This is a genomic window from Microcystis sp. BLCC-F210, assembly GCF_042134685.1.
Classification (GTDB): Bacteria; Cyanobacteriota; Cyanobacteriia; order Cyanobacteriales; family Microcystaceae; genus Microcystis; species Microcystis aeruginosa_D.
In genome coordinates this window covers 14711-27707 of the sequence record NZ_CP169647.1, presented here as the reverse complement: position 1 = coordinate 27707, position 12997 = coordinate 14711, and the positions used below count along the sequence as shown (strand labels likewise).

11 protein-coding genes and 2 pseudogenes are annotated in these 12997 nt (G+C 41.9%); 9 read left to right on the top strand and 4 right to left on the bottom strand.

Annotation, left to right across the window (positions count from 1 at the left end; translation table 11 throughout):
* Positions 1-159 precede the first annotated feature (159 nt).
* Positions 160-843 carry a PHP domain-containing protein gene (locus tag ACE3JL_RS00130; protein WP_271989497.1) on the bottom strand — a complete coding sequence of 228 codons (684 nt, stop codon included), beginning with the start codon at positions 841-843 and terminating at the stop codon, positions 160-162.
* A gap of 935 nt (positions 844-1778) precedes the next feature.
* Here ACE3JL_RS00130 and ACE3JL_RS00125 point away from each other — a divergent pair.
* Together ACE3JL_RS00125 and queC are read left to right on the top strand one after the other, a co-directional pair.
* The gene (locus ACE3JL_RS00125) at positions 1779-2477 is read left to right on the top strand and encodes a PEP-CTERM sorting domain-containing protein (protein WP_375328579.1); all 699 of its coding nucleotides are present in this window, start codon (positions 1779-1781) and stop codon (positions 2475-2477) included.
* A 739-nt stretch (positions 2478-3216) separates the two neighbouring features.
* A complete protein-coding gene (queC, locus tag ACE3JL_RS00120; RefSeq protein WP_150976525.1) occupies positions 3217-3915 on the top strand; it encodes a 7-cyano-7-deazaguanine synthase QueC in 699 nt (232 codons plus the stop codon).
* 7 nt (positions 3916-3922) lie between these two features.
* Here the strand turns inward: queC and ACE3JL_RS00115 are convergent, their stop codons facing one another.
* Together ACE3JL_RS00115 and ACE3JL_RS00110 are read right to left on the bottom strand one after the other, a co-directional pair.
* On the bottom strand, positions 3923-4495 hold the full coding sequence (locus ACE3JL_RS00115) for a manganese efflux pump MntP family protein (protein WP_150976524.1): 573 nt from the start codon (positions 4493-4495) through the stop codon (positions 3923-3925).
* A gap of 81 nt (positions 4496-4576) precedes the next feature.
* A complete protein-coding gene (locus tag ACE3JL_RS00110; protein WP_271989504.1) occupies positions 4577-4711 on the bottom strand; it encodes a hypothetical protein in 135 nt (44 codons plus the stop codon).
* Positions 4712-5016: 305 nt separating this feature from the next.
* On the opposite strand from ACE3JL_RS00110, the pseudogene ACE3JL_RS00105 reads away from it, so the two are divergent.
* Both ACE3JL_RS00105 and ACE3JL_RS00100 read left to right on the top strand, forming a co-directional pair.
* Positions 5017-5214 (top strand): annotated as a pseudogene (locus ACE3JL_RS00105) (IS630 family transposase); the annotation flags it as partial.
* Positions 5211-5294: pseudogene (locus ACE3JL_RS00100) on the top strand (Uma2 family endonuclease); the annotation flags it as partial. The pseudogenes ACE3JL_RS00105 and ACE3JL_RS00100, both read left to right, overlap by 4 nt.
* Before the next feature lie 10 nt (positions 5295-5304).
* Here ACE3JL_RS00100 and sufR read toward each other — a convergent pair.
* Positions 5305-5943: an iron-sulfur cluster biosynthesis transcriptional regulator SufR gene (sufR, locus tag ACE3JL_RS00095; protein WP_271989505.1), complete on the bottom strand. Its 639-nt coding sequence runs from the start codon at positions 5941-5943 to the stop codon at positions 5305-5307.
* Positions 5944-6157: 214 nt separating this feature from the next.
* On the opposite strand from sufR, the gene sufB reads away from it, so the two are divergent.
* The 5 genes from sufB (at position 6158) to ACE3JL_RS00070 (ending at position 12849) form a co-directional block, all read left to right on the top strand.
* The gene (sufB, locus tag ACE3JL_RS00090) at positions 6158-7600 is read left to right on the top strand and encodes a Fe-S cluster assembly protein SufB (protein WP_375328578.1); all 1443 of its coding nucleotides are present in this window, start codon (positions 6158-6160) and stop codon (positions 7598-7600) included.
* A gap of 87 nt (positions 7601-7687) precedes the next feature.
* Positions 7688-8458, top strand: a complete 771-nt coding sequence (sufC, locus tag ACE3JL_RS00085) for a Fe-S cluster assembly ATPase SufC (RefSeq protein WP_002783202.1) — start codon at positions 7688-7690, stop codon at positions 8456-8458.
* A gap of 208 nt (positions 8459-8666) precedes the next feature.
* The gene (sufD, locus tag ACE3JL_RS00080; RefSeq protein ID WP_375328577.1) at positions 8667-9992 is read left to right on the top strand and encodes a Fe-S cluster assembly protein SufD; all 1326 of its coding nucleotides are present in this window, start codon (positions 8667-8669) and stop codon (positions 9990-9992) included.
* Positions 9993-10047: 55 nt separating this feature from the next.
* Positions 10048-11310 carry a SufS family cysteine desulfurase gene (locus ACE3JL_RS00075; protein WP_375328576.1) on the top strand — a complete coding sequence of 421 codons (1263 nt, stop codon included), beginning with the start codon at positions 10048-10050 and terminating at the stop codon, positions 11308-11310.
* 33 nt (positions 11311-11343) lie between these two features.
* Positions 11344-12849, top strand: a complete 1506-nt coding sequence (locus ACE3JL_RS00070) for an RluA family pseudouridine synthase (protein WP_375328575.1) — start codon at positions 11344-11346, stop codon at positions 12847-12849.
* Positions 12850-12997: the final 148 nt, after the last annotated feature.

Genomic DNA, 12997 nt, shown 5'->3' with positions numbered 1-12997 from the left:
AGGTTTAGGTTTTCAATTTTCAACAAATTTAGGCTCTTTCACTGGTTACTGGTTACTGATTACTGATCACTGATCAACGGCCATAAAAAACCAAGACTCGATCGAGCAGGGATCGAGTTTAGTTAATTTAAGTATTTTACAGTTAATCCTGCGATCAGGCTAAATGCGCTGTAATAAAGATTTACCGTGGGAATCGGTGCTACAGGTGGCGAATAATTGATATTGACGACTCAGAGCGAGCGCTTGTTCGGTTTCTGGTTGACTGGGTAGCCAGGGTTTGGGATTGCCGTAGGCATAAAAAGCCTCAATACCATCAATACCCAATTCTACCGCCGCAGCTACTAAATCGGCCGCAGGACGATGGTAACGAAAGGGATGAGCCAGAACCACTAAAGCCCCCGCTTGCTGTAAACTTTTAATGACTCTAGAGGCTAAAGCCAGATCTCCTTCTGGTTTGGTTCTTTGCAGATAGGGAGTCAAAACGGTATGGGTAGGATCGAAACCATAGCCAAGAATATGCACTTCTGTCTCTAAAAGATCCGCTGTAATTTCTACCCCTGTCCAGAGATGGGGTAGAGAACTCTTTAAATGCTGATTTTCTAGCCAAATTTGGGCTTGTTGATAACCTTCGATCGAGTGATGATCGGTAATTGCTAATCCTGTTAGTCCGATGTCTAACGCTTGTCTCATCAAGTCTTGGGGACTCATTTGACCATCGGAGCAATGGGTATGAAGATGGAAATTGTAATGGTGGGGACAACTATCATAGCCAATATTTGCCCACACCGCTTTCAGGGCGAGGGTATCTTGAGCTAGGGGGGGAATTGTAGCAGAAACGACCATGCAGTATTGAGGAACTTTCCCAAAGATTACAAATTGTTAACAGTCAGCATAGCAAATAGAAAAAAAAATTGGGTAGCTGCTGTTACCACTAATACTAAATCCGGTTATTAAAAACTGATTATTTATCCCTCCTCTTGCCTAAGTAGGGTTTGCGGCAAAAAGTTTTTCCTGGGGGCAGGGTGTAGGGTGTGGGAATTATGAATTATGAATTATGAATTATGAATTGGGGTGTGGGGTTTTACCAGTTTTGAGGTGGTCAATTACCTAATTTTCAGGGAAAAAGTGCCTAAATTTCCCCCCGATCACTGCCATATCCAGTACTTTTTAATTTCCAAAAGGTCTAAAAGTTTTACCCAACAAGGTTTTGAGCTTTATTCAGCAAGCCCTAAGTAGTTAGGGGTTAAAAATCATCAGATTCCCCCCCTGTCCTTTAGCCACATTTTTCTTAACATTTCAAACCTTTGTAGCACAAGGCTTTCAAGACGCGGTTAACAATTTGTAATATTCCTTGTTGACACCCTTACTGACAAAGAAAAAACTGAAATCAAATCAGGATAAGGGTTGGAGTGCTTACTGAAAAAAATGTTAAGAAAGCTCCCTATCCCTTATAGAGAGCTAATCTAAAATCCATTCAACAGCTAATTTAAATGCGTGGGCAGCTTAACTTATTAGGTCAAGGTTTAATGATCTAGATCACAGCTTACCTGTGACCATAAACACTTCCTTGACCGAATGAAATCACATAAGTCTTTAGATAAGGGCTGTATTATGGTCGGAGTAAATAACATTGTTGCGATTGCTTCCTGCTCCTAATACTGTATTCAAATTCGTCAAAGCTAATTGCAATAGTGATATTTTACAAGCAATTTTTTTAAGTCCGTTAGTGTGCAATCTCTGTTTTTCAACTTTTGCCCTATTACTAACCAGAAACCAAAATGATCACAAACATCTCTAGACAATTAACCACGGGCGTTCTCGCCATCGCGGGCAGCGTTGCAGCTTTTGGCTTCGGCGGTATCGCTCAGGCTCAGTTAACTACTGCTAATGCCACCTTTGGTGGTAGCTCGGGCGGTGTAACGTTCACTGGTGATCTCAGTACAGCTACCTCCATCACCTTTAACAGCTTAACAGGAGTGGTCAGCAGCGTTCCTGCTAACTATACCCCTTTCGGCGGCACCCCTGCTCCTAACGTTTTCGCCAGTGGTCCAGCTGGAACTACTTTTGATGCTCTGAGCGGTTTTAACGTTGCTATTGCTGGTGGTGGTAGCACTCTAGATTTCACTGGCGCTGGTGCGAGTAATAGCACTGAAGGCATTACCCTTAACTTCGCTTCCACTACTACCCCTGCAAACCGCTACACTTTCACTGCTAGTTCTGGTAGAATCACCAGCCAGAATGATTTTGGTGTAATTATTGCTTTTTTGGGAAGTTTCGCAGATAGTGGCGGATCCTTCTCAACTTCTGCTGCCACAGCCACTCTATCGATTGCTTCTTCCGGTCCGAATGCAGGTACTAATACTTTCACCTTCGGTACACCTCCCGCTTTTGCATCAACAAGTGTTCCCGAACCTTCTGCTATCTTGGGTATCTTAGCTGTTGCTGGTATTGGCGCTTTTGCTCGCCGCAAGAGCTAGTCACTGCCATTAATCAAAAATAATGGAAAAAACGAGCGTTAAAGTCAAACTTAACGCATTTTTTTGTGTCTAGAGAAGGAAGTGGGGTGTAGGGAGATGGGGAAGTGGGGGAGTTTGAGCATTTGTATCCCACATTCCGCACCCTAAGTGTCACAATGTCTCAAAAGAGGGAGAGGCGTGAGTCAAAATACTTGTCTAGGGTTTGCTGAAAAAGGTCTAGACTGGGGTTAGGCGGTCGGCAAGAGTTTCAGGCTTTGTTGACTTCTTTTTTGTACCAGTTTTTATACTACAGAGAGGATAATGCAAGGTTTTTGAAGTTCCCAATCCCATATTGAGCAAACCCTATTTAGGCAGAGGACTCTTCTCGACTTTGTGTGATAAGTTTAACTTATATAGTAGCGATCGATCTTTGTGTCCTTTGTGTCTGGAGTGGTTCGTTCCACTCACTCGCCTGCAAGACTGTCTCTTATACTAAATCCGTTGAGTACAGGCTATTTATGAGGAGAGGCAAGAGGCAAAAGGGGGAATAAATAATCAGTTTTTAATAACCAGATTTAGTATTAGAATACATTTTACCCACCAAACTTGGGAGAGCCGGCAGAGTAATAATTGATGGTCAGGAATACGAAATTCCCGTTTTTGCAGGGGAGGCAATTCAGGAGATTTTGTGAGATTTGCAGTAGATCAAACAATTTATCTTAGTAGCTAATTATCAACAAGTACAGGTGACATTAGGATAATGACAAAAAAGGCGATTATTTTACTTTCTGGGGGATTAGATTCAGCGACAACAGCAGCGATCGCTTCAGCTGCTGGCTATCAATTAATTGCCCTTTCCTTTCGTTATGGACAAAGACACGAGCGAGAATTAGCGGCGGCGAAAAAAATTGCTAATTTCCTCGAAATTAAAGAACATCATCTGCTCGAAGTCAATCTATCTTTATGGGGAGGTTCCGCTTTAACGGATCAATCTATTGCTATTCCCCAAGAGGGAATTAACCCTAATATTATCCCGATTACCTATGTGCCAGGGAGAAATACGGTTTTTATTTCGATCGCTCTTTCTTTAGCGGAAGCAAGGGAAGCGGAGGCGATATATTTAGGAATTAATGCGGTGGATTATTCTGGTTATCCCGATTGTCGTCCTGAGTATTTAGATGCCTTTCAAACTTTAGCTAATTTATCATCGAAAGCCGGTTTAGAAGGGAAAGCACCCCAATTAATTGCCCCTTTGGTGATGGATAGTAAGGTAGATATCGTCCGTCGCGCTGTTAGTTTAGGGGTTCCCATTGCTGATACTTGGTCTTGTTATCAAGGAGAAGTTGAACCCTGCGGTTTATGCGATTCCTGTCGCATCAGAGATCAGGCTTTAATTGAGGCTGGTTATCCCGAATTAGCCACTCCCCTGTTCAAACAGAGGGGGGATAGTCAACAATAGAGATGATCTAGGCAATTAAATGTTCAATAAGGATTTTACTACCGATTAATATTAAAACTAAACCGCCGAGAATTTCCACCTTTTGACTAAATAAATTACCGAATTTATGCCCAATAAAAACAGCGATAAAACACAAAGCAAAGGTAATAGAACCGATGACAGTGCAAGTTAAAAGTAAGGGAGTTTTAATCATCGATAAACCCAAACCAACTACTAAAGCATCGATGCTAGTAGCGATCGCTAATCCGATTAAAGTATAGGAATCTAGAGGATTAAAACCTTTTTCCTCATCATCATTTTGAACAGCTTCGTAGATCATTTTACTGCCGATCGCCCCTAAAATAATAAAAGCGATCCAGTGGTCAAAAGAGGCGAGAAAATCGCGACAAGTTAGGCCGATACCCCAACCAATCATCGGCATAATCGCTTGAAATCCACCAAAAAACAAAGCAATTTTCAAAGCCTTATTAACATGAATATGACGAATCATTAGGCCACTGGTCAAAGAAACGGCCACGGCGTCGGCGGCTAATCCCACGGCCACAAAAGAAATGGTTAAAAGTTCGAGTGAAGTAAACATCTATAGTTGTTTATCCTTTAATTTATCCTTATCTTAACTAATTTTTACCCAGAAAACTTTCATATTTATCTCATGATCTTCTCATTTATCTATCATTTCTCTAACCTCAAAATTAACTGCTCGATTAGTGAGAGGATCGAATTGAAAACGTTTAGAAGCAAACGTATCACCGTAGATATTGAGGGTGATGACTGGTTCCTCACTAATTGTCTGCACCTGATGGATTGTTTCTGGGGTAAAAAGTCTCTGGTTTTAGGGGTAGTCTAGAGATAACGCTTCGCTCATGGCCGAAGTCTGAGCAAAGCCGAAGGATCAAGGAGAAGTAGCTGAGTTTATTGGTTGTTCACTCAAAACAGCCGCCCATTGGTGTGTTCATGACGATCCTAAGTAGTCATGCAAAATAAATTTCCTAGTGAAGACAGGCAAGAGGCAAAAGCTTTATCGAAATGTGTAATTAATTTTGCTTAGGTACTTAACAATTTAGAAAGTCTAGAAGATAGGAGGAAAAATGGAAATCATACAAAAAAGGAAATTTAGAAACTTTCTATTAACAATTAAAGAAACTTCATGAAGAGATTCGTCAAGAATGGATAAACTTGGGAAATCTGTCCAAATATTTTCGAGAAAAAGGATCTATAATTATCATTATATTAGACAATGCTAGTTATCACAAGAAGAAGGATATTATTGAGCAAGTGGAAAAAGAGTTGCTCAATATGTTGAACAGGGAAGGCAGAAATACGCAAAATTAGCGGCTAAACTGCGGGAATTGGGCATAAATCCCGATGAAAATCTCTAATCTTTTTCTGTCAACCCTTGCACTTAATTAGATAACCACATCGTTGCTCACCTTGATTGATCCAGTGAGTACGTTCGATCGTGCAATCGGGCAGCAGCAGCGCAAACATTTCTAATTCATGGCCACAGATACTGGGATAGGAACCAGCCACCTCAGCAATAGCGCAATGATGCTCGGCTAGGACATAGCTATTTTCTGCTTCCAGTGCCACTAATTCTGCCATATAACCCTCCTCTTGGCGAATTTCCAGCAATTTTCTCATTCTTTCTCCTAAAGACCCCTTGCCGAGGCGTAATTGATATTCTGCCGCTTTGCGTTGCCACTGTTTTTTGAGAATTTCTCCCACCTGTTGCTCTCCCACCGTCTCCACCAGAGTATTGAGGAAAGAAACAGCGAAATTATCGTAATTATGGGGAAAACGGCCACGACCTTGACGACTGAGACGATAAATGTGCTGGGGTCGTCCTATCTTATTTTGTCCGGCAAAATATTCAATCAGTCCTTCCCCCTCCAAATCCTTAAGATGGCGGCGCGTCGCTTGCGGACTAATACTTAACTCCTCAGCCAAGTCTTGGGCGGTAGATTGACCGTTTTTGAGCAAATATTGCAGAATATCGTCTTTCGTCGAGGCGGGTTGAGTCGTGGTCATGATACCAAAAACAGAGGCTTTAGCGTACAATTGCTGAGGGTCAAGGAGCGGCCAATTACCCCTACAGAGTAACTTGAATAACAGAGGTTTATCAGCATCCTCTCAAATTTTCCCTGACTTTGACAACAGCTTTGTTGTTAATCTATTATATAATCAATTTAAACAACAGGAAAGTTGTTTAACTGCCTCCCCCGTAGAGAGAACACCAACCCCCATGAGTGCAACCACCGTTAAAAACCTCGTTAACCAACCCTACAAGTACGGTTTCATTACCGATATCGAATCGGAAACCATCCCTCGCGGTTTGAATGAGGAGATTATTCGCCTAATTTCGGCGAAAAAGAAGGAACCGGAATTCATGCTCGATTTTCGTCTCCGGGCCTACCATCAATGGCAAAAGATGACCGAACCAAGTTGGCCGCACGTTTCCTATCCTGCCATTGATTATCAAAATATTATCTACTACTCTGCACCTAAACAGAAAAAAGAAAAACTCAACAGTCTGGAAGAAGTTGACCCCACTTTAATCGAAACCTTTGAAAAATTAGGCATTCCCCTTTCGGAACAAAAACGCCTTTCTAACGTCGCTGTCGATGCTATCTTTGACAGCGTTTCTATCGCCACAACTTTTAAAGAAAAACTAGCAGAACAGGGTGTGATTTTCTGTTCTATCTCGGAAGCTTTACAGGAACATCCCGACTTAGTGCAGAAATATCTGGGCAGTGTGGTTCCCGTGGGTGATAATTATTTTGCCGCTCTTAATTCTGCTGTTTTTAGCGATGGTTCCTTTGTTTTTATCCCCAAAGGTGTCACCTGTCCGATGGAATTGTCCACCTATTTTCGGATTAATAACGGTGAGACGGGACAATTTGAAAGAACTTTAATTGTCGCTGAAGAAGGGGCATCGGTAAGTTATTTAGAAGGTTGCACCGCTCCGATGTACGATAGTAATCAACTTCATGCCGCCGTCGTGGAATTAGTCGCCCTCGATAATGCGGATATTAAATATTCGACTGTACAAAATTGGTACGCTGGCGATGCCAATGGTAAGGGAGGTATTTATAATTTCGTCACTAAACGGGGTCTGTGTAAAGGAGTTAATTCTAAGATTTCTTGGACGCAGGTGGAAACCGGTTCAGCTATTACTTGGAAGTATCCCAGTTGTGTCTTAGTTGGCGATAATTCCGTCGGTGAATTCTACTCAATTGCCCTAACTAATAACAAACAACAGGCCGATACAGGTACGAAAATGATTCACATTGGTCGCAACACCAAAAGTACAATTATTTCTAAGGGAATTTCGGCAGGTAATTCCCAAAATAGTTATCGCGGGTTAGTGAAAATGGGACCGAAAGCCAAGGGAGCAAGAAATTACTCCCAGTGTGATTCTATGCTAATTGGAGATAATGCCGAAGCTAACACTTTTCCCTATATTCAGGTGGATAACAACAGTGCCAAAGTAGAACACGAAGCTTCCACTTCTAAAATCGGTGAAGACCAATTATTCTACTTCGCACAACGGGGTATTTCCGAGGAAGATGCTGTCTCTATGTTAGTCAGTGGTTTTTGTAAGGATGTCCTCAGTAAATTACCGATGGAATTCGCCGCCGAAGCTGATAAACTCCTCAGTCTCAAGCTCGAAGGAACCGTCGGATAACAGTTATCAGTTATCAGTTATCAGTTATCAGTGTTCGCTGAAATATAATTAGTCTCTAGAAATATTTGCACCTGCCAACAAAAAAACATGAGTGAAGTAATTTTATCGGTAAAAAATCTGACCGCTAGTATTGACGGAAACCAGATTCTTAAAGGAGTTAACCTCGAAATTAAAGCGGGTGAAACCCACGCAATTATGGGACGCAATGGCTCAGGAAAAAGCACCTTTTCCAAAGTAATCGCCGGACATCCCGATTATGAAGTAACTGGGGGAGAAATAATTTATAAAGGCGAAAACCTTTTAGACAAAGAACCCGATGAACGAGCGCTTATGGGTATCTTTCTCGCTTTCCAATATCCCCTAGAAATCCCAGGCGTTAGTAACCTCGATTTTCTTCGCGTTGCCTATAATGCCCGACAAAAATATTTAGGTTCGGAAGAATTAGATAGTTTTGACTTTGAGGAATTAGTCGAGAAAAAACTAGAAGTTGTCCAGATGAATCCTAGCTTTCTTGGCAGAAGTTTAAACGAAGGTTTCTCCGGTGGTGAGAAAAAACGTAATGAAATCCTCCAAATGGCTTTATTAGAACCCACTTTAGGAATTCTCGATGAAATTGACTCTGGTTTAGACATCGATGCTTTACGAATTGTTGCCCAGGGAGTTAATCAATTAGCTACCCCCGATAACGCTTTTTTACTTATCACTCACTACCAGCGTCTGCTCAACTACATTGAACCCGATGTTATTCATGTTATGTACGATGGGCGCATTGTCACCAGTGGCGGTAAAGAATTAGCCCTCGAATTAGAAAGAACTGGCTACGATTTCCTCGACGAACAAGTATTAGCCGTTAAATAATCTAGCTATCAGTAGTCAGTTATCAGTAGTCAGTTATAAGTTATCAGTTACCAGTTACCAGTTACCAGTTACCAGTTACCAGTTACCAGTTATCAGTTACCAGTTACCAGTTACCAGTAGTCAGGAGATTATTTTTACTTATTCTCCCCTCTCCCCAATTCATAATTCATAATTTATAATTCATAATTCCCACACCCCACCCCTACCAATGACAGCCATAATCACGAAACCTGAACAATCAGGAGAATTATTGTTAAAATTGTCTCGCGAAACGGTTCCCACTATCGATAACGGTAAAATTCTCGAATTAAGAGAATCGGGAGCTAGTAAAGCTCAAGAATTAGCCATCCCTGGCAGAAAAGATGAAGAATGGCAATTCACCGATTTAAGTCAACTCTGGACGATCGATTTTCGCGCCCCCCAAACCGTTACAATCGATAAAAATGCCCTAGCTGTTTTTTTACTTCCCGAAGCCAAAAACAGCCGTTTAGTCTTCGTTAACGGCATTTATCAGCCTGAATTGTCCGATATCTCCGCTTTACCCCCCGGTGTCAGCGTCAGCAATCTCGCCAATGCACAAAAAGATGTTCTTGTCAACTACCTAGGGAAAGAAAAAACCCCCGAATTTTTTACCGCACTCAACCAAGCTGGTTTAAGCGATGTGGCAGTAATTCACGTCACCGCTAACACCGTCGTCACAACTCCGATACATCTCTTATTTATCACCGTTGTGGAGGAAATTCCCCGCTTTTATCAGCCCCATAGCCTCATCGTGGCGGAAACGGGAGCTAGTGTCAATATTATCGAGAATTACGGGGCTTTAGCCGAACACTGCTCCGATTTACCTGTAAATTACTCTTATTTTACCAACGCTGTCACGGAAATTTACCTCGAAGCCAACGCCGAGGTCATCCATACCAGATTACAACGGGAATCGGGAGATGGTTTTCACATCGGACGCACGATAATTGAACAAGGGCGCGATAGCCGTTACACTCTTAACGAGATAAATCTAGGGGCTAAACTCTACCGTCATAACCTCGATATCCTGCAAAAAGGGGAACAAACCGAGACAAATCTGCACGGATTAGCCATGATTACCGGACAACAAACCGCCGATACCCACAGCGCCATCTATCTCAACCATCCCCACGGTATCAGCAACCAACTGCATAAATGTATCGTTGATGGTAGCGCTCACGCCATCTTTAATGGTAGAGTGTTTGTTCCCAAGCCCGCCCAATTAACCAACGCCTCCCAGTTAAATCGGAATTTGTTAATTTCTAACAAGGCACGAGTCAACACCAAACCGGAATTACAAATTACCGCCGATAACGTCAAATGTTCCCACGGGGCAACCATTAGCCAACTGGAAGCCGATGATTTATTCTATCTGCAAAGCCGGGGCTTAAGCGCCGACACCGCCCGCAGTTTGTTAATTGATGCTTTCTCGGCTGAGATTTTAGCTAAAATTCCTCTAGAATCCCTCCGCCAAAGATTGGGGCAATGCGTCGCCTGTCGCAGTGTGGAATAACTCTACCGGGGTGGGTGTCAACCTGCCCAAAGTACCCCTCTGACTCCTGACTAAAATGACAATTATCCAAGAAAAAACCCTCGCCCAAAAAGTCCGCGCCGATTTCCCTATTCTCCATCAAACCGTACACGATAAACCCCTTATCTATCTCGATAGTGCCGCCACTTCCCAAAAACCGATTCAAGTATTAGAAACCCTGCGAAACTATTACGAAAAAGATAACGCTAATGTGCATCGGGGGGCGCATACTTTAAGTGTGCGGGCAACGGAAGCCTACGAAGGGGCCAGAGATAAGGTGGCTAGGTTTATTAATGCCGCTTCTCGTCAGGAAATTGTCTATACTCGCAACGCCACGGAAGCGATTAATTTAGTCGCCTACAGTTGGGCATTAAATACCCTGAAAGCAGGGGATGAAATTATTCTCTCGGTGATGGAACACCACAGTAATTTAATCCCCTGGCAAATTGTCTGCCAAAAGACGGGGGCGGTGATTAAATATGTGCAATTAACCAGCGACGAAAGCTTTGATTTAGAACAATATAAATCCTTGTTATCTGACAAAACCAAATTAGTTGCTGTCCTCCATGTTTCCAATACATTAGGCTGTATTAATCCCGTTGCCGAAATAGTCAGCCTTGCCCATCAAGTCGGGGCAAAAGTATTAATTGATGCCTGTCAAAGTGTCCCCCATTTAGCAATTAATGTGCAGTCCATAGATTGTGATTGGTTGGTGGCTAGTGGTCATAAAATGTGCGCCCCCACCGGCATTGGATTTTTGTACGGCAAAGAGGCTATTTTAGAGGCAATGCCGCCCTTTTTTGGTGGTGGCGAAATGATTGCAGAAGTCTATTTAGACCATTTTACCTGTGCCGAACTGCCCCACAAATTTGAAGCCGGAACCCCCGCTATTGGCGAAGCGATTGCCCTCGGTGCTGCGGTAGAATATTTAATGGGTTTAGGGATGGATAATATTCATGCCTACGAAGAAGAATTAACCGCCCATTTGTTCAAAAAACTAGGAGAAATTGAGGGGTTAAAAATTTACGGTCCATCACCTAGTTTAACGGGCCAAGGTCGCGCTAGTTTAGCCGCCTTTAATGTGGGAGGGATTCATGCTAGTGATTTAGCCACTTTATTAGACCACGAAGGAATCGCTATTCGTTCTGGTCATCACTGTACCCAACCTCTACACCGCCTTTTTGATGCTTCTGGCAGCGCGCGGGCAAGTCTATATTTTTATAATACCCGCGAAGAAATTGATAGCTTTATTGTCGCCCTACAGGAAACTATCGATTTCTTTGCCAATTGTTTTTCTTAGGGGTATCTCTAGCCCCTTTCCTGTTCTTAAAGAGTGAAGGAAGTTACTTATTATTATCAAGGAATTTGTCCCGAAACGGGCGAGTTATTGCGCTTGCCCCGCACTCTTTTGGCTGAAAAAATTGCCCAAGATTTGATGACAACTATCACCAATCCTGAAGGCAAAATGTATGGCATTTTGTTAGGAGAAAATGCCGCTGGCGAAATAGAAATTTTAAAAGCTTTTTCTGGACAGGGAGAAGCTGCTGGCTGGGTTCCGTCCCTATTGGGAAGAGAAAAAATTATGCTGGAAGAAAAGCGAGTTTTGCAACTTTTAGAAACAATTAAACAGGAAATTATCACCCTACAATCAATCCCAGAACATAACTTATATCAACTCAATCAAGCAAGTTTTGAGCGCAAAATACAAGCTTTACAACAACAACATCAAAACCATAAACAGGAACGAGATAGATTAAGAAATTTAGGAGATTTAAACTCAGAAGAATTAGAAAAGTTAAACAATCTCAGTCGTCAGGAAAAAAGAGCAAAAAAGCAATTAAAACAGGAACAAAAACAAGTTTTAGAACCCTTAATTGAGAAAATAAACTTAGCAAATCATAGAATTATTGAACTTAAGCAACAGCGTAGGAACCTCTCCAAACAGTTACAGGAATTGCTGTATCAATCCTACTGTTTAAATAATTTTTCTGGACAATCTCTCTCCTTAGCTAAATTGATGGGCAGTAATTTGTTACCGACGGGAACAGGGGAATGTTGCGCCCCAAAATTATTAAATTATGCCGCTATGAAAGGATTAAAACCCATCGCTATGGCCGAATTTTGGTGGGGAGAATCAAATCGAGATAGAAAACAGGGAGAATTTTATGGTGCTTGTCAAGAAAGATGTCAACCTCTCATGGGTTTTTTACTCTCTGGTTTACGTTCATCCCTAGAAATTATCTACGAAGACGAGGGAATAATTGCTATTAATAAACCTGCGGGATTATTATCGGTAGCAGGACGTTATCAAGATAGTCAAGATGCTGTGGTTAATCGGTTTCGTCGTCAGGGAAAAAATCTTATTCCCGTTCATCGTTTAGACCGAGAAACTTCGGGTATATTATTACTAGCTAAAAATTTAGATATTTATCGTTGTTTATCCCAACAATTTCAACGGCGAGAAGTGGAAAAAATCTACGAAGCTATATTGTCAGAAATTATTGAGCGAGAATTAGGTATAATTGATCTACCTCTCTGGGGAAATCCGCAAAATCGACCCTATCAAACTGTGGATTGGCAAAGAGGAAAAGCTAGTCAAACCTATTTTAAAGTTGTCGGTAAAGAAGGCAATTATTCTCGGCTAGAATTTATTCCATACACGGGAAGAACCCATCAAATTCGTGTTCATAGTCAACAGGGATTAGGGATAGGAATTTTAGGCGATCGCTTGTACAATGGTAAGCAGTCCGACCGTTTATACCTACACGCTAAACAATTATCTTTTCGTCATCCCCAGACCGAAACTAAACTTGATCTCATCATTCCCACCCCCTTTTGAGAGCTATAATTGTTAACAGCAAAATTCATTTCCTAGTCGAGACAGGAGACAGGAGATTATTTTTATTTAGGTCTTGTTGAATAAATCTAACAACTTTCCTTTATAATCTCCATCCATTGCATAACACAAACCTAAGAAACCAAATTTC

What these genes read in the sequence shown, in the direction of transcription:
- ACE3JL_RS00130 (WP_271989497.1), bottom strand. Translation starts at nt 843, where the DNA reads ATGGTCGTTTCTGCTACAATTCCCCCCCTAGCTCAAGATACCCTCGCC.
- ACE3JL_RS00125 (WP_375328579.1), top strand. Translation starts at nt 1,779, where the DNA reads ATGATCACAAACATCTCTAGACAATTAACCACGGGCGTTCTCGCCATC.
- ACE3JL_RS00115 (WP_150976524.1), bottom strand. Translation starts at nt 4,495, where the DNA reads ATGTTTACTTCACTCGAACTTTTAACCATTTCTTTTGTGGCCGTGGGA.
- sufD (WP_375328577.1), top strand. Translation starts at nt 8,667, where the DNA reads ATGACAGCCATAATCACGAAACCTGAACAATCAGGAGAATTATTGTTA.
- sufC (WP_002783202.1), top strand. Translation starts at nt 7,688, where the DNA reads ATGAGTGAAGTAATTTTATCGGTAAAAAATCTGACCGCTAGTATTGAC.
- ACE3JL_RS00075 (WP_375328576.1), top strand. Translation starts at nt 10,048, where the DNA reads ATGACAATTATCCAAGAAAAAACCCTCGCCCAAAAAGTCCGCGCCGAT.
- queC (WP_150976525.1), top strand. Translation starts at nt 3,217, where the DNA reads ATGACAAAAAAGGCGATTATTTTACTTTCTGGGGGATTAGATTCAGCG.
- sufB (WP_375328578.1), top strand. Translation starts at nt 6,158, where the DNA reads ATGAGTGCAACCACCGTTAAAAACCTCGTTAACCAACCCTACAAGTAC.
- sufR (WP_271989505.1), bottom strand. Translation starts at nt 5,943, where the DNA reads ATGACCACGACTCAACCCGCCTCGACGAAAGACGATATTCTGCAATAT.